Below are 26,266 nucleotides of genomic sequence, written 5' to 3'. Positions count from 1 at the left end.
GGATAATGCGGCGTTTCCCGCCGCCCGCGGCCCCTGCCGAGCCCACCGTTGAAGAAGTCAGATTTCGATTTCGAGCTGCCGCCCGAACTGATCGCCCAGGCCCCGCTGCCGGAGCGCACGGCCAGCCGCCTGCTGCTGCTGGATACCCAGGCGCAGTCGCTGCAGGACCGCATGTTCCGCGACCTGCCCGGGCTGCTGCGCGCGGGCGACCTGCTGATCCTCAACGACACCCGCGTGCTGCCGGCGCGGCTGTACGGGCGCAAGGAAAGCGGCGGCGCGGTGGAGATTTTGCTGGAGCGCGTCACCGGCGCGCACGAGGCGATCGCCCAGCTGGGCGTGAGCAAGAAGCCGAAAGAGGGCGGCCGCATCGAGCTGGCCGACGGCAGCCACGCGGTGGTGCTGGGCCGCGACGGCCAGTTCTTCCGCCTGCGCTTCGAATCGCCCGAGCCGCTGGAACGCCTGCTGCGCCGCCTGGGCGAGATGCCGCTGCCGCCGTATATCGAGCGCCATGCCGATGCCAGCGACCTGGAGCGCTACCAGACGGTGTTTGCGCGCGAGCCCGGCGCGGTGGCCGCGCCCACCGCCGGCCTGCATTTCGACGAGGCCATGCTGGCGCAGCTGCGCGAGCTGGGCGTGGAGTTCGGCTATGTGACCCTGCATGTCGGCGCCGGCACCTTCCAGCCGGTGCGCGCGGACGACATCAAGGACCACCAGATGCACCGCGAATGGCTCAACGTCGGCGCGGGGCTGGTGGAACAGGTGCGCCGCACCAGGGCGCGCGGCGGGCGGGTGATCGCGGTGGGCACCACCGTGGTGCGCGCGCTGGAGAGCGCCTGCCGCGACGGCGAGCTGCGCCCGTTCGCGGGCGAGACGCAGATCTTCATCTTCCCCGGCTACAAGTTCAGCAGCATCGACGGCCTGATCACCAACTTCCACCTGCCGCAGTCGACCCTGCTGATGCTGGTGTCCGCGCTGGCGGGGCGGGAGTTCGTGCTGCAGGCGTACCGGCATGCGGTGGCGCAGCGGTATCGGTTCTTCTCGTATGGGGACGCCATGATGATCCTGCCCCGCAGCTGACGCTTGAGCCCCTCTCCCTCCGGGAGAGGGGTTGGGGTGAGGGTGCGGGCGGAGCGCAAGAGTGATGCGCACTGCTCCGGCCGAACCCTCATCCGGCTGCCGCCACCTTCTCCCGGAGGGAGAAGGGCTCCTGATTGGGAGCTTGAGGCCAAACCAGCGATAATCCCCCGATGACTTCCCTCCGTTTCGACATCTCCGCCACCGACGGCGCGGCCCGGCGTGGCCGGCTTACTTTCGACCGCGGCACGGTGGAAACCCCGGCTTTCATGCCGGTGGGCACCTATGGCTCGGTCAAGGCGATGACGCCGCGCGACATCGTGGAGATCGGCGCCGAGATCATCCTGGGCAACACCTTCCACCTGTATTTGCGGCCGGGGCTGGAGATCGTGGAGCAGTTTGGCGGGCTGCACCGCTTTATCGGCTGGGACAAGCCCATCCTCACCGACTCCGGCGGCTTCCAGGTGTTCTCGCTGGCGCACAAGCGCAAGATCACCGAAGAGGGCGTGACCTTCGCCTCGCCGGTGGATGGTTCCAAAGTGTTCCTCTCGCCTGAGGAATCCATGCGCATCCAGAAGACGCTGGATTCGGACGTGGTGATGATCTTCGATGAGTGCACGCCGTATCCGGCCACCGAGCAGGTGGCGTCCACCTCGATGGAGCTGAGCCTGCGCTGGGCCGAGCGCTCGCGCCGCGCCTTCGACGATCTGCGCAACCCCAATTCGCTGTTCGGCATCGTGCAGGGCAGCGTGTACGAGAACCTGCGCCGCCGCTCCGCCGAGGGCCTGGTCGGCATCGGCTTCGACGGCTACGCGGTGGGCGGCCTGGCGGTGGGCGAGCCGGAGGCCGAGCGCAACCACACGCTGGACTTCACCGTGCCGCTGCTGCCGCAGGACAAGCCGCGCTATCTGATGGGCGTGGGCCGGCCGGAGGACATCGTCGAGGCGGTGCGCCGCGGCATCGACATGTTCGATTGCGTGATGCCCACCCGCAACGCGCGCAACGGCTTCCTGTTCACCGACGAAGGCACCCTGCGCATCCGCAACGCCAAGTACGCGATGGACACGCGGGTGATCGAGGAAGGCTGCGACTGCTACGCCTGCGCCGGCGGCTTCAGCCGCGCCTACCTGCGCCACCTGGACCGCTGCAACGAGATCCTGGCCAGCCAGCTCGCCACCATGCACAACCTGCGGCATTACCAGCGGCTGATGGCGGGGCTGCGCGAGGCGATCGCCGCCGGAAAGCTGGAGGAGTTCGTGGTGGAGTTCTATGCGAAGCGGGCGCGGCCGAACGGCAGCACCTGATGGCGGCGTAGGTTGGGGTGAGCCGCAGGCGAACCCCAACCTACGCGGCACCGTGGCGCGAATCTCATTTGGAACAAGAGGGCGGGGTAAAACGCGCCGGCCCGCTTGCAAGCGGCCCCTGGGGAACCCCATAAACCCTGCTCCTGTCCGAGCCAGGGCCATCCGGCCCGTGTGCGTGAGCACCGGGGCGCATGGCATAATCCACGATCTTTTTCAGGCCTCTGGCAGAAATTTCAGCCGGGACCGCTACTTACGAGACAAGAAGATGAACTTTCCCAGCACTTTCCTGATCGCCCAGGCCGCGCCGGCCGCCGGTGCCCAGGCGCCGAACCCGCTGATGACCTTCGGTGCGCTGATCCTGCTGTTCGTGGTGTTCTACTTCCTGATGATCCGCCCGCAGATGAAGCGGCAGAAGGAGCACCGCGCCATGGTCACGGCCCTGGCCAAGGGCGACGAAGTGGTGACCAACGGTGGCCTGGCCGGCCGCGTGGACGAGGTGGGCGAGTCCTTCATCACCCTCGAGATCGCGCCGAACGTGAAGATCAAGGTGCAGAAGGGCGCCGTGTCCCAGGTGCTGCCGAAGGGCTCGCTGAAGTCGTCCTGAGGTCATCCGGCGGGATGCCCCGCCGCAGGCCGTCCCGCGGGGGCGGACGGCCTCGCCGCAACGCGAACGATGCTACCGCCGCGGCCCCCGTGCCGCGGCTTTTGACGGATGCAAGGCATGAGTGATTTTCCTCGCTGGAAATTTTTCCTGGTCGCCATCGTTTTGGTGCTGGGCATCGTCTACGCGTTGCCTAACGCGTTCCTGCCGCAGCCGGCGGTGCAGGTCACGGCCAACCGCAACGGCGTGGTCAACCAGGCGCTGCAGGAAAAGGCGCTGTACGCGCTGAAGCAGCAGAACATCGCCTACCAGAGCGTGGAGCTGCAGAACGACCACCTGCTGGTGAGCTTCGGCAACCCCGACGTGCAGAAGAGCGCCGGCGATGCCATCAAGGCGGCGCTGGGCGACGACTACACCGTGGCCTTCAACCTCAAGTCCACCGTGCCGGGCTGGCTGTCCATGATCCATGCGCGCTCCATGCCGCTGGGCCTGGACCTGCAGGGCGGCGTGCACTTCCTGATGGAAGTGGACCAGAACGACGTGGTCGACAAGCAGGAAACGCGCTACGCCGACGACATCCGCAGCATGCTGCGCGAGAAGAACATCCGCTACGACTCGGTCAGCCGCAATGCCGTGCGCGGCCAGGGCGTGGCCGTGGTGCTGCGCTCCGCCGCCGACCGCACCGCGGCGGCCAATGCGATCGCCACCGAATACCCGGACCTCAGCACCCAGGACGGCCAGGTCACCGGCGACCGCTTCGTGCTCAACGCCGTGCTGCGCCCGGACAAGCTGCGCGAACTCTCGCTCAACGCCGTGCGCCAGAACCTGGGCACCCTGCGCAACCGCATCAATGCGCTGGGCGTGTCCGAGCCGATCATCCAGCAGCAGGGCGACAGCCGCATCATCGTCGAGCTGGCCGGCGTGCAGGACACCGCCGAGGCCAAGAAGCTGATCGGCGCCACCGCCACCCTGGAATACCGCGCCGGCTACGGCACCCCGCAGCAGGCGGTGGATGCCAAGAACACCGGCAGCGTGCCGCCGGACGCGCGCCTGTACAAGGACACCCGCGGCAACCCGGTGCTGCTGAGCAAGAAGATCATCGTCACCGGCGACCAGCTGGTCGATGCGTCCTCGGGCAGTGACCAGACCAGCGGCTCGCCGATGGTGTCGGTCACGCTCAATGCCGCCGGCGCCAAGAAGATGCTCGACTTCACCACCAGCAACGTCGGCAAGCCGATGGGCGTGGTGTACGTCGAGCGCGTGGTCGAGACCAAGGTGGTGGACGGCAAGGAAGTGCGCACGCCGAAGATCACCGAGGAAGTGATCAACTACGCCACCGTCAACGGCGTGTTCGGCAAGAACTTCCAGACCACCGGCCTGCGCAGCGCCAAGGAAGCTTCCGAGCTGGCCCTGCTGCTGAAGGGCGGTTCGCTGGCCGCGCCGATCGACATCGTCGAGGAGCGCGTGATCGGCCCGAGCCTGGGCCAGGACAACATCGCCAAGGGCATGAAGGCCGTGCTGATCGGCCTGGGCCTGGTGCTGCTGGCCGCGGCCATCTACTACAAGCTGTTCGGCCTGGTGGCCGACATCGCGCTGTTCTTCAACCTGGTGATCCTGGTGGCGGTGATGTCGCTGGTCGGGGTGACCCTGACCATGCCGGGCATCGCCGGCATCGTGCTGACGCTGGGCATGGCGATCGACGCCAACGTGCTGATCTGCGAACGCGTGCGCGAAGAGTTGCGCAACGGTTCCTCGCCGCACGCCGCGATCCGCGCCGGCTACGAGAAGGCCTGGGCGACCATCCTGGACGCCAACGTCACCCACCTGATCGCCGCGCTGGCGCTGACCACGATGGGCTCCGGCCCGATCCGCGGCTTCGGCGTGACGCTGCTGATCGGCATCCTGACCTCGATGTTCACCTCGGTGACCCTGACCCATGCGATCACCTTGCTGATCCACGGCCACCGCAAACTCAAGACGCTGTCGGTCTGAAGAGGAACTGGCAATCATGGAAATCTTCAACCACAACGCGAACGTCAACTTCCTGGGCATGCGCAAGGTCAGCATCGGCATCGCCGTGCTGCTCATGCTCGTGTCGATCGCCCTGCTGGCTTCCCGCGGCCTCAACTACGGCCTGGACTTCACCGGCGGCATTTCCGCCGAGATCAGCTACCAGCAGCCGGTGGCCGTGGCCGACGTGCGCGAGGCGCTGGCCAAGGCGGGCATGGAGCACGCCGTGGTGCAAAGCCTGGGCGGCACCAAGGAAGTCTCGATCCGCATGCAGCCCACCGCGGCCATGCTGGACCAGGGCAAGGTTAACCTGGACAAGGTCTCGGCCGTCGTCAGCGGGGCGCTGCAGGCCGCGCGTCCCGATGCCCAGCTCAAGAGCCGCTCCTCGGTCAGCTCGCAGGTCGGCGACGAACTGCGCAGCGACGGCACCATGGCCGCGGGCCTGGTCATCCTGGGCATCGGCCTGTACCTGTGGGTGCGCTTCGAGCGGCGCTTCGCCATCGCCGCGCTGGCCACCGAGGTGCACGACGTGCTGGTGACCCTGGGCGTGCTGGTGATCACCGGCCGCGAGTTCGACCTGACCGTGCTGGCCTCGGTGCTGGCGGTGATCGGCTACTCCATCAACGACAAGGTGGTGGTGTTCGACCGTATCCGCGAGCTGTTCCGCCTGGCGCGCAAGGCCGAGCCGGTGGAAGTGCTGAACCGCTCGATCAACAGCACGCTGTCGCGAACCATCATCACCTCGCTGTTCACCGCCATCACCATGGCCGCGCTGTACTTCATCGGCGGCGCGGTGGTGCAGGGCTTCGCCATCACCATGCTGATCGGCATCCTGGTCGGTACGCTCTCGTCCATCTTCGTGGCCAGCCCGATCCTGTTGTGGCTGGGCGTGTCCAAGCAGGACCTGATGCCGCAGACCAGGGAGAACCCGGAGCTGGCGCGGCGCCCGTAAGGCATGGCGCCAGCATCCTCGGAAAGCCCGGCCTCGCGCCGGGCTTTTTTTATGCGCGGCACTGGCGCTGAGTGCGGCCATTCGATTAGCGGCTTAATCCCCGATTGCCTATTCCCAATTGAGATTAATCGCTGAGTCGCGATTACTTGCCGCATTGCCACGCAAGATATTGCGAAGCGGCTCAATGTATTGCGGGCGCTATTTCCGGCGTTCGCAGATTCGGGCGCGGAAGAGGGGAATGGCGATGGCTTGAAAACCGCAGCGCTGTGCGATTCATTAAGTAAATGTTGACTTGATGTAACGGTCGACGTTATTTTCGGGATGTTCCTGATGCGACAGTCAGACGACAGCTTGCTTACAGCCACGGGAGGCCCGCAAGAAATCGTCGCCGCAGAGGGGAACGCAGAGGGGCAGTCTGCAGGGGGAGTTACCTACAGGCGCAGTCTTTGCAAACTTTTGGCCTATCGCCCGCATTGCGGGCGGTTTTGCTCAATTTTGCCCACACCCCACGTGGGCGTTTTCGGGGAGATCCAAATGAGTTTTCGTTCCTTGAATCGCGGCTATCTGCGTCATACGGCGCTTGCCGCTGCGCTGATCATGGCCGGCGTGTCCGGCGTTGCGTTCGGCCAGGCCACCACCGGCAACATCACCGGTCAGGCTGAAGCCGGCGACATCGTGACGATCACCAGCGCCACCGGCCTGAACCGCCAGGTGACGGTCGACGCCAGCGGCCGCTACAGCGCCACCAACCTGCCGGTCGGTTCCTACACCGTCACCCTGCAGAAGGGCGGCTCCACGGTCGACACCCGCAAGGACGTCACCCTGACCGTCGGTTCGACCACGGAAGTCTCGTTCGCCTCGGCCAACAACGCCTCGTCGCTGTCCGCCGTGACGGTGACGGCCAACGCGCTGCCGGCCATCGACGTCTCCGGCGTCGACTCGCGCACGGTGATCACCTCCCAGCAGCTGGCTCGCCTGCCGCTCGCGCGCAGCGCCGAAGCGATCGCGCTGCTGGCCCCGGGCGTGGTCCAGGGCAGCAGCTACTTCTCCGGCAACATGGGCGGCCCGCTGGTTTCGTTCGGCGGTTCGTCGGTGACGGAGAACGCGTACTACATCAACGGCTTCAACACCACCGACCCGCTGAGCGGCCTGGGCGGCCTGAGCCTGCCCTACGGCGCGATCGACCAGCAGGAAATCCTCACCGGCGGCTACGGCGCGGCTTATGGCCGTTCGGACGGCGGCGTGATCAGCCAGGTCGGCAAGCGCGGCACCAATGAGTGGCACTTCGGCGGCCAGGTCCTGTGGACCCCGACCTCGCTCGAGAGCGACCCGAAGAACTACTACTACGTCAACAAGGACGGTTCGAACGGCAAGCTCCGCCAGTACCGCAACGACAACAAGTCCTGGACCACCACGTACTCCGCCTATGTCGGCGGTCCGCTGGTCAAGGACAAGCTGTTCTTCTTCCTGGCCGCCGAATACGAGCGTGAGCAGGGCAAGAACACCAGCCTGAGCTCGGCTGCCGGCGTCGGCCCGAACACCGCTCCGTTCGTCGACCACGGCAAGATCAACAGCCCGAAGTGGTACGGCAAGCTGGACTGGAACATCACCGACAGCAACATCCTCGAAGTGACCGGCGTCTCCAACAAGACGTCGTACAACGGCACGCTGAACAACTTCGACTACGGCACGCTGAAGGAAGGCTCCTTCAACAGCTACGACACGTCGGTCAAGAACTCGTTCGATCTGTACACGACCAAGTTCACCAGCTACATCACCGATGACCTGACCCTGTCGGTGCAGTACGGCAAGATGAAGGGCAAGTACTACACCAACACCCCGGGCTACGATCCGACCAACCCGTACCTGTTCACCACGGAAAACCAGAACCCGGACATCACGGGCGGCAATCCGATCACGAACAACCAGACGGTTTCGACGATCAACCTGCCGGGTCACAAGACCACCAACACCAACCTGCGCGTCGACCTGACCTACAAGCTCGGTGACCACACCATCACCGGCGGTATCGACAACCAGGACGTGCGCAACACCGACGCCGGTACCGAATTCCCCGCCGCTGGCCTCGGCTATGCGTGGGAATACAACACCATGGACGGCGATCCGGACACCTACATCATCGGTGGCCCGGGTACCGCTCAGCCGGGTGCCGACTGGCACAACTCGCCGTGGGTGGCCAACACCGGCTCGCAGCCGGGCGGTGAAACCGGCTACTACGTGGCCCGCTACCGCTACCACGACAACGCTTCGGTCCGCGTGCAGCAGCGCGCCCAGTACCTGCAGGACGACTGGCAGATCAACGACCGCTGGCTGGTCAAGATCGGCCTGCGCAACGACCAGTTCACCAACTTCGGTGCTTCCGGTGCGCCCTACCTGCGCCTGACCAAGCCGCAGTGGGCTCCGCGCGTGGGCTTCAGCTGGGACGTCTACGGCGACTCCAGCTTCAAGGTCTACGGCAACGCCGGCCGCTACTACCTGGCGATGCCGACCAGCGTGGCCCTGCGTTCGGCGGGTTCCTCGCTGTACACCCGCGAGTACTTCACCTACACGGGTATCGACGCCAACGGCGTGCCGACCGGCCTGACCCCGATCGACACCAGCCGCGGCGCGGGCGCTCCGTTCTCCGCCAACGGCGAGTACGGCCAGCCGCGCGATCCGAACGTCGCTTCCGCGCGTGACCTGAAGTCCGAGTACCAGGACGAGTTCATCCTCGGCTTCGACAAGAAGCTGGGCGACTCGTGGGTCTACGGCGCCAAGGCCACCTACCGCAAGCTGCGCAACGCGATCGACGATATCGGCGACAACGTTTCGATCATCCGCAAGATGAACGAGCTGGGCATCGATCCGGCCACCTACGACGCCACCCAGGTGCCGGGCAGCATCCTGATCAATCCGGGCAAGAGCGCGACCTTCCTGATTCCGAAGCTCGCCGGCGGCTATTACAGCGTCCCGATGGACTGGCAGAAGGACTTCGGCTTCAACACCACGATGAAGCGCAAGTACTACGGCCTGAACCTGTTCCTGGAGCATCCGTTCGACGGCAAGTGGTACGGCCGCGTGGACTACGTGTGGTCGCATAGCTTCGGCAACTCGGAAGGCCAGGTGCGTTCGGATATCGGCCAGACCGACGTCTCGGCGACGGTGGACTGGGACTACGCCCAGGTCATGGACTACGCCAACGGCTCGCTCTCGAACGACCGCCGTCACCAGATCAAGGCCTACGGCTCGTATCAGATCGCTCCGGAGTGGATGGTTTCCGGTAACCTCGCGATCCTGTCCGGCACGCCGCGCACCTGCCTTGGCCTGTACGGCGCGGACGAGACCAATCCGGGTCTGGGCTACGGTCCGTACTACCACTTCTGCGACGGCAAGCCGTGGTCGCCTGGCACCACCCGCAACCCGTGGACCTACCTGCTGAGCGTCAGCGCCGAGTACCGTCCGGAATGGGCGGACAAGAAGCTGGGCTTCAACGTGATGGTCTACAACGTGCTGAACAAGCAGACCACCACGCAGGTCTACGCGATCTCGACCAGCTCGAGCTACCTGCGTCCGATCAGCTCGCAGACCCCGCGTTATGTCCGCTTCGGTGTGACGTACGACTTCTGATCGAGCGATCAGTTGCAGCAACACAAAGCCGCCGGGGAAATCCCGGCGGCTTTTTTTGTGCAGTCGATTAGTTCGACGTTTTTATTGCCCGGGCCATGGGTGGCGGTGCAGTAAATGTCGTGGCTTGCTGTTGCCCATGGTCGCGACTAGAGTCGAACGGCTCGAATAGACGGCTATACGGCTCACTGATCAATCGGGCGTCCCCCCATCACAGAAACATCAGCAGAGGGATAAGCGATGAAGCTTCGTGTGATAAGCATCTTGTGCGGCCTGGCCTTTACCTTCTTCACTAGCAGCGCTTTCGCCGCCTGGGCGTACGCTGAGAACTTCACGTATTTCGATGCCTCCGGCAATGTGGTCGGACAATCGCTGCTCAGCTGCAGTACGGCGACTCCGCGCAAGGCTGCGGGCGTTACAAGCATTTATTGGCGTGAAGACGTCACCCTGTGCATGACGACCGTCAAGATCGTCGGTGAGCTGTGCTACAGCGGTACGGACGGCCCTGGCTGGGTGTGCGTGCCCCAACAGATCGCCACGCAGCCGGGCGGGGTGCGCAATACCCGCATCGACCATCTGCCGCCCGGCATGACGGATGCGGTTTCCTGTTCTCTGGCCGCCTGCGGCAATCCCACGCCAACGTTCCTTCCGGCCTTGCAGTCCAGCGTGCATGTCGCCGGCAGCGAAAGTTATCCGCCGAACGAACATGATTGCCAGGCGGAAGGCGGCGATTGCCTTTCCTGGTTGATCCAGTAACTCGCTGCACTAAAAAAGCCCGCTTCGGCGGGCTTTTTTCTCAGCACCGGTTTCAGCTGGTGCTTGGAACCGGCCGTGTGTCGCCCGGCAGCGGATCGGCAGGCGGCTCCGACGGGTGGGCATGGTCACGCATATGGCCGTCCCATTGCTCCACCGGTATCGGCTCATACCCCGGCCCGAACGCCACCTCGCCCAGCCTCCATCCCGCCGGCCGCCGCACCGCACCCCAGAACCGCTTGAACGCGGCCCAGTGCAGCCCGATCAGGCCATGCTCGTTGTCGGCATCGACGGTGGGGTCGCCCACGCCCGTCGGCCGCGGCGCCATGCCGTAGAGCGAGGTGCCGAACAGCACGTCCCACACCGACAGCACCTGGCCGAAGTTGCAGTTGTGCAGGCCCGGGCGTTCCGGATCCACCAGCATATGGTGCAAGCGGTGGAATTTCGGATCGACGAACACGCGCCCGAGTACCGGTCCGAAGCCGATGCGCACGTTCGCGTGCGAGAAGTTCTGCACCAGTTCGCCCAGCAGCACCAGCCATGCGAACTGGTCCGGCTCCACGCCCATCACGATGCCGACCGTGGCCAGCACCATCGACTGCAGGAAGCCGTCGACCAGGCTGCCGCGGTCGTTGGTCCAGCAGCTCATCTGGCGCTGGCTGTGATGCATGCTGTGCAGTGCCCACCACCAGGGCAGGGCGTGCTGCAGGCGGTGCATCCAGTAATAGACGAAGTCGTAGGCCACGTAATAGCAGCCGAACAGCAGCCACGGATGCTGCTTCAGCCACGGCACCCAGTGCGTGATGGCGAGTGGCGAGACGCTGGCGTCGGAGGGGCCGGTGTCCGGGCCGCCGAAGTAATTGGCGATCGGCGTCAGCACCAGGAAGCTGAAGACCGGGAAGATGCCGACCAGCATCATCAGCGTGTACTGGAAATCCACGCGGGTGAGCTTGCGGTCGGCCCAGCGCTCGGCGGGCAGCAGGGTTTCCAGCGGGCGGAAGACCAGGCCGATGATGCCCAGCTGCAAGGTGGCGATCAGCAGCGATTCGGCGATGTCCTTAGGGTCGCCCGCCAGCCCCTGCAGATGCAGCAGCTGCAGCACGGGGAGCACGCCATGCCCGGCGAACCAATCGACGAGACGGGACCAGAGTTCGGCCATCGGCGAAACCTTGCAAGAAAAGACGGACGATCCTGCAGGTGGAATGCGGACTTGCTACAGAACCGGTCAGTACAGAATAGCGCCCGGCGGCGGCGCCCTCCAAGGCCGGCAGGATTTTGCGGGCACGCCAGGTTCAGCCGCGGCGCAAGTGCGCGTCCAGCTCCGCCAGCTGGGCCGGGTTGCCCAGGTTGCGCCAGAAACCGTCGTAGCGTTCGCCGCTGAGCTGTCCATCGCGCATCGCCTGCTGGTACAGCGGCAGCAGCTTGAAGCGCCCGGGCGCATGGCCGTGCACGAACTGCGGCCGGTACACGCCGATATTGCCGAAGGTGAGCCGCTCGCCCGCGCCTTGTTCCTGCAACTGGCCATCGTGCAGCACGAAGTCGCCCGCGGCATGCCAATCCGGATTCGGCACCATCACCAGATGGGCGAGGCCGGCGGGTTCCCATGGCAACCTCGCGTAGTCGTAATCGCAGTAGATGTCGGCGCTGACCGCGATGAACGGTTCCGGCCCCAGCAGCGGCAGCGCATTGAGCATGCCGCCGCCGGTTTCCAGCGGGGTGGGGCCTTCGTAGGCGTAGCGGATGCGCAGGCCCCAGCGCGAACCATCGCCCAGCGCCTCCGGGAACTGGTCCGCCAGATGCGAGGTATTGATCACCACGTAGTGCACGCCCATCGCCGCGAGCTTTTCCAGGTGCCACACGATCAGCGGCTTGCCACCCGCCATGAGCAAGGGCTTGGGCGTGCGGTCGGTAAGCGGGCGCATGCGCTCGCCCAGGCCGGCGGCGAAGATCAGCGCGTGCCTCATGCGGCCACCTGGGTCAGGTCGCGGCCGGCCGCGTGGCGTTCCAGCAGTGCGGCGAAGCCGGCCAGTTCCGGATAGCTGCGCGCCACCGTGCTGACGTAGCGATAGACCGTCGGCACGTCGGCGAGATAGCCCGGCTTGCCGTCGCGATACCACAGCCGATAGAACTGGCCGAGCACGCGCACGTGGCGGTGCAGGCCGGTGAGATCGAACCAGCGCAGGAAGCGCGCGGCATCCACGCCCGCATCGATCATCCCTGCGCCGAGCAGGCGCTGGCGGTACGACTCCACCCAGGCTTCGATGCGTTCGCGCGGCCACACGATGTAGGCGTCGCGCAGCAGCGAGGCGAGGTCGTAGGTGACGGGGCCGGCGAGTGCGCCCTGGAAGTCGATCACGCCGGGATTGTTGCGTTCGACGACGAGCAGGTTGCGGCTGTGGTAATCGCGGTGCACGAAGCAGCGCGGTTGCTCCAGTGCGTTCCCGACGATCAGTTCGAACGCCCCTTGCAGCACCTCTCGTTCTTCGCCGCTGGGCGTATGGCCCAGGTGGCGGGTGAGAAACCACTCCGGCATCACTTCCAGGCCGCGCACCAGCACCTCGCGGTCGAACGGCGGCAGGTCGCGGTAGTCCATGCGCGTCTGCATCCGCAGCAGCGCATCCATCGCATCGCCGTACAGCGCGTCGGCGTTGCGCTCGTTCAAGGCCGACAGGTACAGCCGGTGGCCGAGGTCTTCGATCAGCAGGAAACCCTGCTGCAGATCCTTCGCGCGCACCGCCGGCACATGCAGGCCCGCGGCGGCGAGGCGTTCGCCGATGGCCAGCCAGGGGCGCGGGTCTTCGCGGTCCGGCGGCGAGTCCATCACGATCCAGCTGCTGCCCTGATGGTGCGTGCGCCAGTAGCTGCGGAAGCTGGCGTCGGAGGAAGCCGATTCCAGCGTGAGCGTGGCATCGTCGAGAACGGAGCGGGCCCAGGCGAGGCGGGCGGCGGAGCGGTCGGTCATGGCGGGCAGCTTAGCGGCCGCCGCCGGACCTCGCCAAGCCACAAGCCGCGTAGGTTGGGGTGAGCGCAGCGAACCCAACGCATCGCAACTATTAAGCCCCTCTCCCCTCGGGAGAGGGGTTGGGGTGAGGGTGCGGTCGGAGCGTAGGAGTGATGTGTATCGCTCCGCCCGTACCCTCATCCGGCTGCCGCCACCTTCTCTCCCACGGGGACTACCTTCGGGTCGCCGGAGGGAGAAGGATTCCAGTTTGTAGACCGAGGCCAGCTGGTTAATCAGGAGAGGTTGTAAGCCTTCTCTTCGTGCAGCGCGATATCCAGCCCCACCATTTCCTGCTCGTCATCCACGCGCAGGCCCAGCGTCTTGTCGATCAGCTTCAGCAGCACGAAGCTCAGCACGGCGCTCCAGGCGATGGTGAAGCCCACGCCCTTGGCCTGGATCCACAGCTGGCCCCACAGCGAGGTGACTGTGCCGAAGCCGCCCAGCGCCGGCGAAGCCAGCGGGCCGGTGAGCAGGCCGCCGAGAATGCCCGCCACCGCGTGCACGCCGAACACGTCGAGCGAGTCGTCATAGCCGAACTTGTGCTTCAGCCGCGTGGCGCTGAAGAAACACACCATGCCGGCGGCAAAGCCCAGCACCAGCGATCCGCCCGGCCCCGCGGTGCCGGCCGCCGGCGTCACCGCCACCAGTCCCGCCACCGCGCCGGAGACGATGCCCAGCACGCTGGGCCGCCCATGCACCACCCACTCGGCCACCAGCCAGCCCAGCGCGGCGGCGGCGGTGGCGATCTGCGTCACCAGCATGGCCATGCCGGCACTGCCGTTGGCGGCCACCGCGGAACCCGCGTTGAAGCCGAACCAGCCCAGCCACAGCAGGCTGGCGCCGACCACCGTGTAGCCGAGGTTGTGCGGCGGCATCGGCACGTGCGGAAAGCCGCGGCGCTTGCCGATCACCAGGCAGGCGACCAGGCCGGCGATACCCGCATTGATGTGCACCACCGTGCCGCCGGCGAAATCCAGCACGCCCAGGTCGCCCAGCAGCGAACCGGGGCCGCTCCATACCATGTGCGCCACCGGCAGGTAGACGAAGGTCAGCCACAGGCCGCTGAACCACAGCATGGCGCTGAACTTCATGCGCTCCGCATAGGCGCCGACGATGAGCGCGGGCGTGATGATGGCGAAGGTCATCTGGAACATCACGAACACCGCCTCGGGCACCGTCTGGTAGCGCGAGTCGGGCTTGAGGCCGGCCAGCATCGCGCGATCGAGTCCGCCGATGATGGAATGCCAACCGATGCTGCCGGCCTGCATGCCCTCCGTGCTGAAGGCCAGCGAATAGCCGTAGACGATCCACAGCACCGTCACCATCGCGGTGATGGCGAAGCACTGCATCAGCACCGACAGCAGGTTCTTCGCGCGCACCATGCCGCCGTAGAACAGCGCCAGGCCCGGAATGGTCATCAGCAGCACCAGGGCGGTGGCGGTGAGCATCCAGGCGGTGTCGCCGCTGTCGATATGCGCAGGCGCGGCGGCCTGCCCCCATGCCGGCAGCGCGACCGATGCGAGCAATGCTCCCAGCGCGAGGAGGCGTCCCGCTCCCCGTTCCCCATTCCCCGTTACCCGCCTCTCAAAGCGCATCGGTGTCGACCTCCATGGTGCGGATGCGGATCGCCTGTTCCAGCTCGCTGACGAAGATCTTGCCGTCGCCGATCTTGCCGGTGCGCGCCGCGCCGCTGATCGCCTCGATCGCCTGCTCCAGCTGCTCGTCGGCCACCGCCACTTCGATCTTCAGCTTGGGCAGGAAATCCACCACGTACTCGGCGCCGCGGTACAGCTCGGTGTGGCCGTGCTGGCGGCCGAAGCCCTTGACCTCGGTGACTGTCATGCCGGCGACGCCGGCCTCGGACAGGGCTTGCCGGACGTCGTCCAGCGTGAAGGGTTTGATGATCGCGGTAAGCCACTTCATCCGGCGCTTTCCCCATGGCGGATTGATATGTGGCAGCGCAGCACGTTGCGTGCCAGCCGGATCAGCAATATCGGCATGCGCAGATTCAATGACTTAGAGCAGCGGCTTCTCCGATCAAGCTCCGCCTTGGCGCGTCCGCGACGCCGGCTGCCCGTGTTTGGTGCAACGCCGCTCGATTGACCCGAACCCGCTTAATCCGTACCATTTTGGTCCCGATTCCCCGATCCCCGCCGCCTTCCGTCCCCATGCTCCGCGTCAGCCGCCTTACCGATTACGCCACGGTGGTGATGACCTGCATCGCCGTGCATCCGCACGACGTGCTCAGCACCGCGCAGATCGCCGACGAGGCGCGGCTGGAGCTGCCCACCGTGAGCAAGCTGCTGAAGTCGCTGAGCCACGCGGGGCTGGTCGAATCGTTCCGCGGCGTCAACGGCGGCTACCGGCTGGCGCGTCCGGCCGAAGCCATCTCGCTGGCGCAGATTGTGGAAGCGATGGAAGGACCGATCGGCATGACCGAATGCGGCGTCGCCACGGGGCAGTGCGAGCGCGAATCGCAATGCAACGTGCGCGGCAGCTGGCGGCTGGTGAGCCACGTGGTGGACAACGCCCTGCGCGCCGTCAGCCTCGCCGACATGCTCAAGCCGCAACCCGCGCCGCCGGTGGCGACCGTCGCACTCAGCACCCTGAAAAGCAGGACCACCGCATGACTCACGAACCCAGCAACACGGCCGTCGAAGCCAGCGCCGCCACGCTGCTGCGCGACAACGCCGAAGTAGCGGAAGCGCTAGGCCGCCGCTACGAGGCCGGCTTCGTCACCGACATCGAAACCACCAGCCTGCCGCCCGGCCTCGACGAGGACATCATCCGCCAGCTCTCCGCGATCAAGCAGGAGCCCGAATGGATGACCGAGTGGCGCCTGCAGGCCTATCGCCACTGGCTGACCATGCCGTCGCCGGACTGGGCCAAGCTGAACCTCGCGCCGATCGACTACCAGGCGATCAGCTACTACGCCGCGCCCAAGGCCGGCCCCAAGTCGCTGGACGAAGTCGACCCGAAGCTGCTGGAAACCTACGACAAGCTCGGCGTGCCGCTGCACGAGCGCGCCAAGCTGGCCGGCGTGGCGGTGGACGCGGTGTTCGACTCGGTCTCCGTCGGCACCACCTTCCGCAAGGAGCTGGCCGCGGCCGGCGTGATCTTCTGCTCGATGAGCGAGGCGATCCGCGAGCACGGCGACCTGGTGCAGCAATACCTGGGCAGCGTGGTGCCCACCGGCGACAACTACTTCGCCGCGCTCAATTCCGCGGTGTTCTCCGACGGCTCCTTCGTATTCGTGCCCAAGGGCGTGCGCTGCCCGATGGAGCTGTCCACCTACTTCCGCATCAATGCGATGAACACGGGGCAGTTCGAGCGCACCCTGATCGTGTGCGAGGACGACGCCTACGTGTCGTACCTGGAAGGCTGCACCGCGCCGATGCGCGACGAGAACCAGCTGCACGCCGCGGTGGTGGAACTGGTGGCGCTGGAACGCGCGCAGATCAAATACTCCACGGTGCAGAACTGGTATCCGGGCGACGAGAACGGCGTCGGCGGCATCTACAACTTCGTGACCAAGCGCGGCGACTGCCGCGGCGCGGATTCGAAGATCTCCTGGACCCAGGTGGAAACCGGTTCGGCGATCACCTGGAAATACCCCAGCTGCGTGCTGCGCGGCGACCGCTCGGTGGGCGAGTTCTATTCGGTGGCGCTCACCCACCATCGCCAGCAGGCCGACACCGGCACCAAGATGATCCACATCGGCAAGCACACCAAGTCGAAGATCGTCTCCAAGGGCATCAGCGCCGGCCGCAGCTCCAATGCCTACCGCGGCCTGGTCAAGGTGGAGAAGGGCGCCGAGGGCGCGCGCAACTACACCCAGTGCGATTCGCTGCTGATCGGCAAGCGCTGCGGCGCGCACACCTTCCCGTACATGGAAGTGAAGAACCCCAGCGCCATCGTCGAGCACGAGGCCACCACCTCGAAGATCTCCGACGACCAGCTGTTCTACTGCCGCAGCCGCGGCATCAGCGAGGAAGACGCCGTGTCGATGATCGTCGACGGTTTCTGCAAGCAGGTGTTCCGCGAGCTGCCGATGGAATTCGCGGTGGAAGCGAAGAAGCTGCTGGAGGTATCGCTGGAAGGAGCCGTCGGATGAAGCGCGCGCTGGTTTTCCTGCTCTGCGCCGCGCTGCCGCTGGCGGCCGTGGCCCAGCAGCCCGACTGCAAGGCGCCGGGTACGCAGCTGGAGATCGACGCCTGCGCCGGCGCCGATTTCAGCAAGGCCGACGCCGAACTCAACAGCGTGTGGAAAAGCATCCTGGCCAAGTACAAGGACCAGCCGCAGTTCCTGGACAAGCTCAAGGCCTCGCAGCGCCTGTGGCTGCAGTTCCGCGACGCCGAGCTGGAAGCGCTCTATCCGGTGGCCAAGGGTCAGGACGCGCGCGTCCAGTACGGCAGCATGTATCCCACCTGCTACACCGGCGCCAAGGCGAAGCTCACCCGCCAGCGCACCGAACAACTCAAGGTCTGGCTGGACGGCGCCCAGGAAGGCGACACCTGCTCCGGCTCCATCAAGAACTCCGCGGATTTGAAGTGACATGCTGAAGATCGAGAACCTGCACGCCCGCGTCGAGGGCAAGTCCATCCTCAAGGGCCTCACGCTTACCGTGAACCCCGGCGAGGTGCACGCCATCATGGGCCCGAACGGCGCCGGCAAGTCCACCCTGGGCAATGTGCTCTCCGGCCGCGACGGCTACGAGGTGACCGAAGGCTCGGTGAGCTTCGAAGGCCGCGACCTGCTGGCGCTGGAGCCGGAAGAGCGCGCCGCCGCCGGCGTGTTCCTGGCGCTGCAGTATCCGGTGGAAATCCCCGGCGTGAACAACACCTATTTCCTGCGCGCCGCGCTCAATGCGCAGCGCAAGCAGCGCGGCGAGGCGGAACTCGATTCCATGCAGTTCCTCAAGCTGGTGCGCGAGAAGCTGAAGATCATGCAGATCTCCGACGAGCTGCTGCACCGCGCGGTGAACGAAGGGTTCTCCGGCGGCGAGAAGAAGCGCAACGAGATCTTCCAGATGGCCGTGCTGGAACCGAAGCTGGCGATCCTGGACGAGACCGACTCCGGCCTGGACATCGATGCGCTCAAGCAGGTGGCGCAGGGCGTGAACGCGCTGCGTTCGGCCGAGCGCTCCTTCCTGATGATCACCCACTACCAGCGCCTGCTGCATTACATCGAACCGGACTTCGTCCACGTGCTGGCCGACGGCCGCATCGTCGAGAGCGGCGACAAGTCGCTCGCGCTGAAGCTGGAAGAACACGGCTACGCCTGGGTCAACGAGCGCAGCCCCGCCGGAGCGCAGGCATGAGCGAGCCGGCGCGCACGCCGTTCGTCGCCTCGCTGCCCGCCGCCGAGGCGCTCGAGCGCCTGCCCGGCAGCGGCGTCGCCTGGCTGGACGCGGCGCGGCGCGAGAACCTCGACGCCTTCGCCGCTGCCGGCCTGCCCGACACCCGCGTGGAAGCCTGGAAATACACCGCGCTGCGCGCGCTGGCGCAGCGCCGCTTCGCGCATGGCGACGCGCAGGCGGCCACGCGTGCGGTCGATGCCGCGACGCTGGCCTTGCCGGGTGTGGACGGTCCGCGGCTGGTGTTCGTCAACGGTGCGTTCCGCGCCGATCTCTCTTCGCTGGCCGCGCTGCCCGCGGGCCTGAGCCTGCGTCCGCTGTCGCAGGCGCTGGGCGAGGATGCCGAAGGCCTGCGTTTCGCGCTGTCGCATCGCTACCGCGAAGCCGGCGACGCGTTCGCGCGGCTCAATGCGGCGCTGGCCGGCGATGGCGTGGTGTTGCGCGTCGCCGCTGGTAAAGCGATCGCCAGGCCGGTGCATCTGCTGTTCGCCGGCGCGCCCGCGGAGGGCGACCTGGCCTGGCACCTGCGTATCATCGTCGAGCTGGAAGAGGGCGCCGAACTGGCCCTGGTCGAACACCACGTTTCCCTCGGCGCGCAGAAGCAGCTGGCCACCGTGGTCAGCGACGTGGTGCTGCGCGACGGCGCCCGGCTCGACTATGCCATCGTGCAGGATGCCGCCGAAGACGCCACCCTGATCCGGCGCAGCCAGCTCCGCCTCGGCGCGCGTGCGCAGGCGGCCATGCACGTGCAGGAACTCGGCGGCGCCCTGGTGCGCCACGACCTGCGCGCGGAACTGGCCGGCGACGAAGCGCGCCTCGCCACCCATGGCGTGTTCGCGCTGCACGGCCGCCAGCACGTCGACACCCAGCTGGCGGTGCGCCACGCGGCCTTGAACACGGTTTCCGAATCGATCTGGCGCGGCGTGGCCGACCAGCGTTCGCGCGGCGTGTTCCGCGGCGCCATCGTGGTGGCCGAAGGCGCCGACGGCAGCGATGCCTCGCTCAGCAGCAGGAACCTGCTGCTGTCCGCGCTGGCCGAGATCGACACCAAGCCGGAACTGGAAATCTACGCCGACGAAGTGAAGGCCGCGCACGGCGCCACGGTCGGCCAGCTCGACGAGCGCGCGCTGTTCTACCTGCGCTCGCGTGGCATCCCGCACGCCGAGGCGCGCGCCATGCTTACCGCCGCGTTCTGCCGCGCGGTGCTGCAGGCGATGCCGAACGAGGCGCTGCGCGAGCACGTCTCGCAGCTGCTGCTGGCCCACCTGCCGGCCGAATGAAGCCCACGCCACCGGATCCCCAGCCGATGAACGCCCAAGCCCAGCTTCCCACCGCCTTCGACGTGCAGCGCATCCGCGCCGACTTCCCGCTGCTGGCGCGCAGCGTGCACGGCAAGCCGCTGGTGTATTTCGACAACGCCAACACCAGCCAGAAGCCGCACAGCGTGATCGAGGCGGTGGACCAGCACTACCGGCTGCACAACGCCAATGTCTCGCGCGCCGTGCATCTGCTGGGCGAGGAAGCCACCGCCGCCTACGAGGGCGCGCGCGACAAGCTGGCGGCGTTCCTCAATGCCGGCTCGCGCAACGAGATCGTGCTGACATCGGGCACCACCCAGGCGATCAACCTGGTGGCCTACAGCTACGCCTTGCCGCAGCTGCAGCCGGGCGACGCCATCGTCACCACCGTGATGGATCACCACGCCAATATCGTGCCGTGGCAGATCGTGGCCGCGCGCAGCGGCGCCACCGTGAAGCCGGCGCCGATCGACGAGCGCGGCGAGCTGATCGTGGAGGAATACCTCAAGCTGCTCACGCCCGAAGTGAAGCTGGCCTGCGTGGGCCATGTCTCCAACGTGCTGGGCACGGTCAACCCGGTGCGCGAGCTGGCGCGCGAATGCCGCAAGCGCGGCATCCCGCTGCTGGTGGATGGCTCGCAGGCCGTGCCGCACCGCCCGGTGGACGTGCAGGCGCTGGGCTGCGATTTCTATGCGATTACCGGCCACAAGATGTTGGCGCCCACCGGCACCGGCGTGCTGTGGGCGCGCAAGGAACTGCTGCAGGCGATGCCGCCGTTCTTCGGCGGCGGCGAGATGATCCGCGAGGTGCGCTTCAGCGGCACCACCTTCGCCGAGCCGCCGCACCGCTTCGAGGCGGGCACGCCGAATATCGCGGGCTTCGCCGGCGTGTCGGCGGCGATCGACTACTACGGCTCGGTCGGCTTCGAAGCCATCCACGCGTGGGAACAGCAACTGCTGGCCTATGCCACCGAGCGCCTGCGCGAGATTCCCGGCCTGCGCATCTTCGGCGAGGCCCGGGAGAAGGAGCCGGTGATCTCGTTCCTGATCGACGGCGCGCAGGCGACGGACCTGGCCACCCTGCTGGACCTGCAGGGCGTGGCCGTGCGCTCCGGCCACCACTGCGCGCATCCGCTGATGCAGTTCTACGGCGTGCCGGCCACGCTGCGCGCCTCGCTGGCGTTCTACAACACGCGCGAAGAGATCGACGCCTTCATCACCGCGCTGCTGAAGGTGCGCAAGCTGCTGCTGTAATGCGAGGAGAAATGGCGCTGCGCATTTCGCTCGTCATCCCGGCGCAGGCCGGGATCCAGTGGCGGAAGTGCCCGGTGATATGCCAACGCTCCAAGGCAGTGCCTTTTCGCGCCACGCATCGTTGTAGCGCCTCGCTACCGGATGACTCGCTTCGCTCACCCCTTCGGGGCCACCCTTCGGGAATTCTTCGCGCTACGCGCTCGTCCGGCCTGCGCCGGGATGACGACGCTTCGGGCGATTCCGCCAGTCGATAAAGAGAACCCCGCAGGCTCGCACCTGCGGGGTTTTCATATGCATGCCGTTCGGGCTTACCAGATCTTCACCTGCTGCTCGCCCGACCGCACCATCTTGTCCCCCGGCTTGCACTGGAACGCCTGCGCGAACGCCGCCATGTTCGACGGCGCGCCGATCGCGCGGAATTTCGCCGGCGCATGCGGATCGGTGTTGAGCAGGGTCAGCTGCGCGGCATCGCGGATGGTGCCGCGCCACACGCGCGCCCAGTTGAGGAAGAAGCGCTGCTCCTGGGTGTAGCCGTCGATGCTCCGCTTCGCTTCGGCCGGGTTCTTTGCCAGTGCCATCTGCAGCGCATCGTAGGCGGCGTTGAGGCCGCCCAGGTCGCCGATGTTCTCGCCCATGGTCAACTGGCCGTTGACGAACTTGCCGGGCAGCGCCTCGTAGCCGTTGAACTGCGCGGCAAGCTTGGCGGTGCGCTCGTCGAAGGCCTTGCGGTCGGAGTCGGTCCACCAGTTGACGTTGTTGCCCTGGGCGTCGAACTTGCTGCCCTGGTCGTCGTAGCCATGGCCCATCTCGTGGCCGATCACCGCGCCGATGCCGCCGTAGTTCAGCGCGTCATCCACCTTGGCGTCGAAGAACGGCGGCTGCAGGATGGCGGCGGGGAACACGATCTCGTTCTTCTGCGCGTTGTAGTAGGCGTTCACCGTCTGCGGCGTCATGCCCCATTCGCTGCGGTCCACCGGCTTGCCGATCTTGCCCACCATGTAGTCGTAGTTGAACTTGGCCGCCGCCTGCACATTGCCGAAGTAATCGCCGGGCTTCAGCGTGAGGCCGCTCCAGTCGCGCCACTGGTCCGGATAGCCGATCTTCGGCGTGAAGCTGGCCCATTTCTCCAGCGCCTTGCGCTTGGTCTCGGCGCTCATCCATTCCAGGTTCTCGATGCGCGACTTGTAGGCGGCGCGCAGGTTGTCCACCAGGCCCTGCGCGCGCTGCTTGGATTCGGCCGAGAAATAGCGCGCCACGTAGAGCTGGCCCAGCGCCATGCCCATGCTGTCGTTGACCGCGTCTAGCGTGCGCTTCCAGCGCGCCTTCATTTCCTTCTGGTCGTTGAGCGTCCTGGCGTTGAAGTCGAAGTCTTCCTGCTGGAAGGCCGTGGACAGGTAGGGTGCGGCGCTGTCCACCGCGTGGAAGCGCAGGTAGGCCTGCCAGTCGGCTACCGGCGTTTGCGCCAGCATCTGGTCGAACTCGGCGAAGAACTTCGGATGCGACAGCGAGAAGCCGTCCTTCACGTTGGCGCCCTGGGCCTGGAAGAACGCGGCCCAGTCGAAGTGCGGCGTGACTTTGCCGGCGTCGGCAAAGCTGACGTAGTGATAGCGGTTTTCCGGCTTGCGCAGTTCCACCGGCGGCAGCGAGGCCGAGGCCAGGCGTGTCTCGAACGCCATCACCGCCTTGGCCTGCGCCTGCGCATCGGCGGCGTTCACGCCGACCAGCTGCAGCGTGCGCGCGACGTGGGCGACATAGGCCTCGCGGATCCTGGCGAAGTCCGGCTTGCTGTAGTACTCGGCGGTGGGCAGGCCCAGGCCGCCCTGGCCGGCGTAGGCGATCTGGCGGCTGGAGTCCTTGAAGTCCGGGCTGCCGGAGAAGCGGAACGCCACGCCGTCGCCGCGCGCGTAGCTGTCGCGGATATAGGCGGCGACGTCGGCGCTGTTCTTCAGCGCATCGATGCGCGCTAGCTGCGGCTTGATCGGGTCGTAGCCGGCTTTCTCGATGGCCGCTTCGTCCATGCCGGAGGCGTAGAGGTAGCCGATCTTCTGTTCGATCGAACCGGCCTGGGCCTGGGCCGGATGCCTGGCGGCGGCTTCGGCGATGGTGCGCTGCGCACTCAGGCTGTCTTCGCGCAGGGCGTCGAAGGAGCCCCAGCGGGTGCGGTCCGGCGGGATGGGGTGGGCGGCGACCCACTTGGCGTTGACGAAGCCGTTGAAGTCGGCGCAGGGGGCGATTTTCTTGTCCAGTTCCTTGATGTCGAGGTTGCCGGCGGGGCCGGCGATGGCGACGGTGGACAGCGCCAGGGAGATGGCCAGGGCCAGCTTGATGTGTTTCATGGTGGGTCCCCTTGGGTGGCGGGTGCGGCGGGAGGGCGCGGCTAGCCGCGCAGGCTAGGCAGCCTGGGGAAGTGTTCGACAGTGTCGAAGGTCACTCACGCTGGTCATCCCGGCGTAGGCCGGGATCCAGTGGCGACCACGCGTGATTGTCGCGATGCCGCGACTTGGCCGCTTATGCAGCGGGCATTCCGTGCGCCTGCCGGCGCCCGGGTCACTTTCTCTTTGCTGGCCCAAAGAGAAAGTAACCAAAGAGAGAATGGCCTTAGAGCAACGGCTCGCGACGCGACTAGAAGGAGCAGTGGGCGTCTGCGGTAGCCTGATTAACCTGGGTCTACACGAAACGGCAGTGCGTTTACGTAGCGGGTGCTTCAACGTGCCGTTGCCGAGAGGACGTTCAAGAACCGGGGCCAGCTTTGGCTCTTCGTCCCTGCCTACCTCACGCTTTCCCCCCTCTCCCCTCCGGGGAGAGGGCAGGGTGAGGGGCCGGGCGGAGTGGTGCGCTGAAGGTCGCGGCAAGCGGCTGCAGATGAATTAGCTGAGTTTGACTGGCGTCAGCACTGGCTTGCGCGGACTGATGCGGTAGACGCAGCGGCGGGCGCCTGCGAGCAGGTGCTGTTCGCGTTTCACGCTTGCTTCTTCGCCGAGCACTTCCTGGAACAGCTCCAGCTCCGCGCGGCAGAAACCCTGGCAGGCGCGCGCGGCGGAGCAGATCGGGCAGTGGTCTTCGATCAATAGCCAGTCGCGGCCGTCTTTTTCCGCGCGGGCCATGTAGCCCTCGCGATCGCGGATGGCGGCGAGGCGGCGGATGCGGTCGGCGAGGGTGCGTGCGCTTGCGGTGGTCTGCAGGTACTGGCGGCGGTTTTCTTCGCGGCGGGCGTCGACCAGTTGGTCGACGCCGGCTTCGCCGAACAGGGCGCGGACGGAGGCGATCAGGTCGACGGCCAGTTGTGCATGGGCGTCGGGGAAGCGGGCGTGGCCGGTGGCGGTGAGGGACCACAGCTGGCGGGGGCGGCCGGCACCGGTGGAGCGTTCCTGTTCGCCGGCGATCAGTTGCTCGTCCAGCAGCTTCTGCACCTGCTGGCGGATCGCCTCGGTGCTGACGCCCAGGGCTTCGGCCAGGGCGGTGCTGCCTTGCGGGCCGAAGGTCTTGAGCTGGCGCAGGATGCGTTCGCTGGTTTCGATATTATCCAAGTTCATGCTTGTTTAATTCCCGTGGTCGGGTTTAATATCCCAAGTCATAACTTGGATATTGGCGCGCCCGGCGCGCATTGTCGAGGAAAGCATGGCAACGGCTGCGGCTTCCGCCTCCTGGGCGGATCTTCTTTCGGGGCGCAACGGCGTCCGTTCGGTGGCGCTGGCGGGCGGCACGGCGCTGCATGCGGTCAATATCTACGTGGTGACCACGATCATGCCGTCGATCGTGCGCGACATCGGCGGGCTGGCGTACTACGCCTGGAACACCATGCTGTTCGTGGTCGCTTCGATCATCGGCGCCACGCTGGCGGCGGCGCTGGCGGGGCGCTTGGGCGGAAAGGGCGCGTACTTGCTCGGGTTGGCGGTGTTCTCCGTCGGCGCGCTGGTCTGCGCGGTCGCGCCGTCGATGCCGTGGCTGCTGGCGGGCCGCAGCCTGCAGGGGCTGGGTGGCGGCGTGCTGGTGTCGCTGGCTTATGTGCTGATCCGCCAGGTGTTCGAGCCGGCGCTGTGGCCGCGCGCGATGGGATTGGTTTCGGCGATGTGGGGCATCGCCACCTTGTCGGGGCCGGCGATCGGCGGCGTGTTCGCGCAGCTGGGCGAATGGCGCTGGGCGTTCTGGAGCCTGCTGCCGGCGGTGGCGGTGCTGGGCGCTATCGTGCTGGCCTGGCTGCCCTCCGCGCCGGCGGGCGGCGAGCGCGCGGCGGTGCCGGGCGGGCGCCTGGCGTTGCTCGCCTTGTCGGTGCTGGCGGTGTCGATGGCCAGCCTCGCCGCGTCGCGCGCACTGCAATGCCTGGGTATCGGCATCAGCCTCGCGCTGGCGGCCTTGATCGTGCGCGCGGATCGACATGCGCAGGTACGCCTGCTGCCGACCGGCTCGTATGCGCCTTCGCGTCTGCGCTCGCTCTATCTGGTGATGGCGCTGCTGGTGATCGGCAGCACGGTCGAGATCTTCGTGCCGTATTTCCTGCAGACCATCCTCGGCCACGAGCCGCTGGAAGCGGGCTATCTCACCGCGGTGATGGCGGCCGGCTGGAGCTTCGGTTCCATGCTCAGCGCCGGCCGCGACCGTGCGTTCGGCGCGCGCTGCATCCGCTTCGGGCCGCTGCTGATGGCCATGGCGCTGGCCTTGCTCGCTTGGCAGCTGCAGCGGCCGGCCGCTGCGGCGCAAGGCATCGGTTTCGGCGCGCTCTGTGTGTTCCTCGCCTGCGTCGGACTCGGCATCGGCATGGCCTGGCCGCATCTGCTCACGCGCCTGCTGGAAGCGGCGCCGGCGGAAGAGGGCGCGCTGGCTTCTTCGTCGATCTCGACCGTGCAGCTCTATGCGATGTCGCTTGGCGCTGCGGTGGCCGGCTGGGTGGCGAATGCCGCCGGCCTCAGCGAGCCGGGCGGCGTGCCCGGTGCGCGCGCCGCGGCGCTGTGGCTGCTCGGCGGCTTCGCGCTGCTGGTCGCGCTGGGCCTGCCGGTCGCGCGGCGCGCGGCGCCGGCCCGCGCCTGAATTCCTCCCCCAACG

21 protein-coding genes are annotated in these 26,266 nt (G+C 66.8%); 14 read left to right on the top strand and 7 right to left on the bottom strand.

Annotation, left to right across the window (positions count from 1 at the left end; translation table 11 throughout):
• Positions 1-48: 48 nt before the first annotated feature.
• The 7 genes from queA to FHW84_RS00465 all read left to right on the top strand — a co-directional run bounded on the left by queA (position 49) and on the right by FHW84_RS00465 (position 10,321).
• The gene (queA, locus tag FHW84_RS00495) at positions 49-1,077 is read left to right on the top strand and encodes a tRNA preQ1(34) S-adenosylmethionine ribosyltransferase-isomerase QueA (protein ID WP_167252174.1); all 1,029 of its coding nucleotides are present in this window, start codon (positions 49-51) and stop codon (positions 1,075-1,077) included.
• A 170-nt stretch (positions 1,078-1,247) separates the two neighbouring features.
• On the top strand, positions 1,248-2,378 hold the full coding sequence (tgt, locus tag FHW84_RS00490; protein ID WP_167252173.1) for a tRNA guanosine(34) transglycosylase Tgt: 1,131 nt from the start codon (positions 1,248-1,250) through the stop codon (positions 2,376-2,378).
• Positions 2,379-2,643: 265 nt separating this feature from the next.
• The gene (gene yajC / locus FHW84_RS00485) at positions 2,644-2,982 is read left to right on the top strand and encodes a preprotein translocase subunit YajC (protein ID WP_167252172.1); all 339 of its coding nucleotides are present in this window, start codon (positions 2,644-2,646) and stop codon (positions 2,980-2,982) included.
• A 117-nt stretch (positions 2,983-3,099) separates the two neighbouring features.
• A complete protein-coding gene (gene secD, locus FHW84_RS00480; RefSeq protein WP_167252171.1) occupies positions 3,100-4,971 on the top strand; it encodes a protein translocase subunit SecD in 1,872 nt (623 codons plus the stop codon).
• A gap of 16 nt (positions 4,972-4,987) precedes the next feature.
• Positions 4,988-5,941 (top strand): protein translocase subunit SecF, encoded by a 954-nt coding sequence (gene secF / locus FHW84_RS00475; protein WP_167252170.1) that lies wholly within the window; start codon positions 4,988-4,990, stop codon positions 5,939-5,941.
• A gap of 534 nt (positions 5,942-6,475) precedes the next feature.
• Positions 6,476-9,568, top strand: a complete 3,093-nt coding sequence (locus FHW84_RS00470; protein WP_167252169.1) for a TonB-dependent receptor — start codon at positions 6,476-6,478, stop codon at positions 9,566-9,568.
• Between the two features lie 237 nt (positions 9,569-9,805).
• Positions 9,806-10,321, top strand: coding sequence for a hypothetical protein (locus FHW84_RS00465; RefSeq protein WP_167252168.1), 516 nt, complete (start codon positions 9,806-9,808; stop codon positions 10,319-10,321).
• A gap of 52 nt (positions 10,322-10,373) precedes the next feature.
• On the opposite strand, the gene FHW84_RS00460 is transcribed toward FHW84_RS00465, so the two are convergent.
• The 5 genes from FHW84_RS00460 to FHW84_RS00440 all read right to left on the bottom strand — a co-directional run bounded on the left by FHW84_RS00460 (position 10,374) and on the right by FHW84_RS00440 (position 15,242).
• Positions 10,374-11,477 carry a sterol desaturase family protein gene (locus FHW84_RS00460; RefSeq protein ID WP_167252167.1) on the bottom strand — a complete coding sequence of 368 codons (1,104 nt, stop codon included), beginning with the start codon at positions 11,475-11,477 and terminating at the stop codon, positions 10,374-10,376.
• A 133-nt stretch (positions 11,478-11,610) separates the two neighbouring features.
• The gene (gene murU / locus FHW84_RS00455) at positions 11,611-12,282 is read right to left on the bottom strand and encodes an N-acetylmuramate alpha-1-phosphate uridylyltransferase MurU (protein ID WP_167252166.1); all 672 of its coding nucleotides are present in this window, start codon (positions 12,280-12,282) and stop codon (positions 11,611-11,613) included.
• Complete coding sequence (locus tag FHW84_RS00450) at positions 12,279-13,289, bottom strand: phosphotransferase (protein ID WP_167252720.1); 1,011 nt, start codon at positions 13,287-13,289, stop codon at positions 12,279-12,281. The genes murU and FHW84_RS00450 overlap by 4 nt, the downstream gene beginning before the upstream one ends.
• Before the next feature lie 263 nt (positions 13,290-13,552).
• Positions 13,553-14,914 (bottom strand): ammonium transporter, encoded by a 1,362-nt coding sequence (locus tag FHW84_RS00445; RefSeq protein ID WP_167252165.1) that lies wholly within the window; start codon positions 14,912-14,914, stop codon positions 13,553-13,555.
• Positions 14,904-15,242, bottom strand: a complete 339-nt coding sequence (locus tag FHW84_RS00440) for a P-II family nitrogen regulator (protein WP_167252164.1) — start codon at positions 15,240-15,242, stop codon at positions 14,904-14,906. The genes FHW84_RS00445 and FHW84_RS00440 overlap by 11 nt, the downstream gene beginning before the upstream one ends.
• Positions 15,243-15,487: 245 nt before the next feature.
• On the opposite strand from FHW84_RS00440, the gene FHW84_RS00435 reads away from it, so the two are divergent.
• Genes FHW84_RS00435 through FHW84_RS00410 form a run of 6 tightly spaced genes read left to right on the top strand, consistent with a single transcriptional unit; the run spans position 15,488 to position 21,226 of the window.
• Positions 15,488-15,949, top strand: a complete 462-nt coding sequence (locus FHW84_RS00435) for an SUF system Fe-S cluster assembly regulator (protein WP_167252163.1) — start codon at positions 15,488-15,490, stop codon at positions 15,947-15,949.
• The gene (gene sufB / locus FHW84_RS00430; protein WP_167252162.1) at positions 15,946-17,433 is read left to right on the top strand and encodes a Fe-S cluster assembly protein SufB; all 1,488 of its coding nucleotides are present in this window, start codon (positions 15,946-15,948) and stop codon (positions 17,431-17,433) included. The genes FHW84_RS00435 and sufB overlap by 4 nt, the downstream gene beginning before the upstream one ends.
• Positions 17,430-17,873 (top strand): lysozyme inhibitor LprI family protein, encoded by a 444-nt coding sequence (locus FHW84_RS00425; RefSeq protein ID WP_167252161.1) that lies wholly within the window; start codon positions 17,430-17,432, stop codon positions 17,871-17,873. Before sufB ends, FHW84_RS00425 begins: the two co-directional genes overlap by 4 nt.
• Before the next feature lies 1 nt (position 17,874).
• On the top strand, positions 17,875-18,639 hold the full coding sequence (sufC, locus tag FHW84_RS00420; RefSeq protein ID WP_167252160.1) for a Fe-S cluster assembly ATPase SufC: 765 nt from the start codon (positions 17,875-17,877) through the stop codon (positions 18,637-18,639).
• Complete coding sequence (sufD, locus tag FHW84_RS00415) at positions 18,636-19,955, top strand: Fe-S cluster assembly protein SufD (RefSeq protein ID WP_167252159.1); 1,320 nt, start codon at positions 18,636-18,638, stop codon at positions 19,953-19,955. The genes sufC and sufD overlap by 4 nt, the downstream gene beginning before the upstream one ends.
• 26 nt (positions 19,956-19,981) lie before the next feature.
• Positions 19,982-21,226: a cysteine desulfurase gene (locus FHW84_RS00410; RefSeq protein WP_167252158.1), complete on the top strand. Its 1,245-nt coding sequence runs from the start codon at positions 19,982-19,984 to the stop codon at positions 21,224-21,226.
• 308 nt (positions 21,227-21,534) lie between these two features.
• Here the strand turns inward: FHW84_RS00410 and FHW84_RS00405 are convergent, their stop codons facing one another.
• Together FHW84_RS00405 and FHW84_RS00400 are read right to left on the bottom strand one after the other, a co-directional pair.
• Positions 21,535-23,562: a M13-type metalloendopeptidase gene (locus FHW84_RS00405; RefSeq protein WP_167252157.1), complete on the bottom strand. Its 2,028-nt coding sequence runs from the start codon at positions 23,560-23,562 to the stop codon at positions 21,535-21,537.
• A 531-nt stretch (positions 23,563-24,093) separates the two neighbouring features.
• Positions 24,094-24,759 carry a transcriptional regulator gene (locus FHW84_RS00400; RefSeq protein WP_167252156.1) on the bottom strand — a complete coding sequence of 222 codons (666 nt, stop codon included), beginning with the start codon at positions 24,757-24,759 and terminating at the stop codon, positions 24,094-24,096.
• Between the two features lie 85 nt (positions 24,760-24,844).
• Between FHW84_RS00400 and FHW84_RS00395 the strand changes: the two genes are divergently transcribed.
• A complete protein-coding gene (locus FHW84_RS00395) occupies positions 24,845-26,251 on the top strand; it encodes an MFS transporter (RefSeq protein WP_167252155.1) in 1,407 nt (468 codons plus the stop codon).
• The last annotated feature ends 15 nt before the right edge of the window (positions 26,252-26,266 follow it).

Origin of the sequence: Dyella sp. SG562 (genome assembly GCF_011759495.1) — a bacterium.
GTDB lineage: Bacteria > Pseudomonadota > Gammaproteobacteria > Xanthomonadales > Rhodanobacteraceae > Dyella_D > Dyella_D marensis.
Note: the sequence above shows the minus strand (reverse complement) of the source record. Positions and strands in the feature narration are given on the sequence as shown.

What these genes read in the sequence shown, in the direction of transcription:
- secD (WP_167252171.1), top strand. Translation starts at nt 3,100, where the DNA reads ATGAGTGATTTTCCTCGCTGGAAATTTTTCCTGGTCGCCATCGTTTTG.
- FHW84_RS00425 (WP_167252161.1), top strand. Translation starts at nt 17,430, where the DNA reads ATGAAGCGCGCGCTGGTTTTCCTGCTCTGCGCCGCGCTGCCGCTGGCG.
- FHW84_RS00395 (WP_167252155.1), top strand. Translation starts at nt 24,845, where the DNA reads ATGGCAACGGCTGCGGCTTCCGCCTCCTGGGCGGATCTTCTTTCGGGG.
- FHW84_RS00410 (WP_167252158.1), top strand. Translation starts at nt 19,982, where the DNA reads ATGAACGCCCAAGCCCAGCTTCCCACCGCCTTCGACGTGCAGCGCATC.
- secF (WP_167252170.1), top strand. Translation starts at nt 4,988, where the DNA reads ATGGAAATCTTCAACCACAACGCGAACGTCAACTTCCTGGGCATGCGC.
- FHW84_RS00435 (WP_167252163.1), top strand. Translation starts at nt 15,488, where the DNA reads ATGCTCCGCGTCAGCCGCCTTACCGATTACGCCACGGTGGTGATGACC.
- sufC (WP_167252160.1), top strand. Translation starts at nt 17,875, where the DNA reads ATGCTGAAGATCGAGAACCTGCACGCCCGCGTCGAGGGCAAGTCCATC.
- murU (WP_167252166.1), bottom strand. Translation starts at nt 12,282, where the DNA reads ATGAGGCACGCGCTGATCTTCGCCGCCGGCCTGGGCGAGCGCATGCGC.
- FHW84_RS00445 (WP_167252165.1), bottom strand. Translation starts at nt 14,914, where the DNA reads ATGCGCTTTGAGAGGCGGGTAACGGGGAATGGGGAACGGGGAGCGGGA.
- sufD (WP_167252159.1), top strand. Translation starts at nt 18,636, where the DNA reads ATGAGCGAGCCGGCGCGCACGCCGTTCGTCGCCTCGCTGCCCGCCGCC.
- tgt (WP_167252173.1), top strand. Translation starts at nt 1,248, where the DNA reads ATGACTTCCCTCCGTTTCGACATCTCCGCCACCGACGGCGCGGCCCGG.
- FHW84_RS00460 (WP_167252167.1), bottom strand. Translation starts at nt 11,477, where the DNA reads ATGGCCGAACTCTGGTCCCGTCTCGTCGATTGGTTCGCCGGGCATGGC.
- FHW84_RS00405 (WP_167252157.1), bottom strand. Translation starts at nt 23,562, where the DNA reads ATGAAACACATCAAGCTGGCCCTGGCCATCTCCCTGGCGCTGTCCACC.
- yajC (WP_167252172.1), top strand. Translation starts at nt 2,644, where the DNA reads ATGAACTTTCCCAGCACTTTCCTGATCGCCCAGGCCGCGCCGGCCGCC.
- FHW84_RS00465 (WP_167252168.1), top strand. Translation starts at nt 9,806, where the DNA reads ATGAAGCTTCGTGTGATAAGCATCTTGTGCGGCCTGGCCTTTACCTTC.
- FHW84_RS00440 (WP_167252164.1), bottom strand. Translation starts at nt 15,242, where the DNA reads ATGAAGTGGCTTACCGCGATCATCAAACCCTTCACGCTGGACGACGTC.
- sufB (WP_167252162.1), top strand. Translation starts at nt 15,946, where the DNA reads ATGACTCACGAACCCAGCAACACGGCCGTCGAAGCCAGCGCCGCCACG.
- FHW84_RS00400 (WP_167252156.1), bottom strand. Translation starts at nt 24,759, where the DNA reads ATGAACTTGGATAATATCGAAACCAGCGAACGCATCCTGCGCCAGCTC.
- FHW84_RS00470 (WP_167252169.1), top strand. Translation starts at nt 6,476, where the DNA reads ATGAGTTTTCGTTCCTTGAATCGCGGCTATCTGCGTCATACGGCGCTT.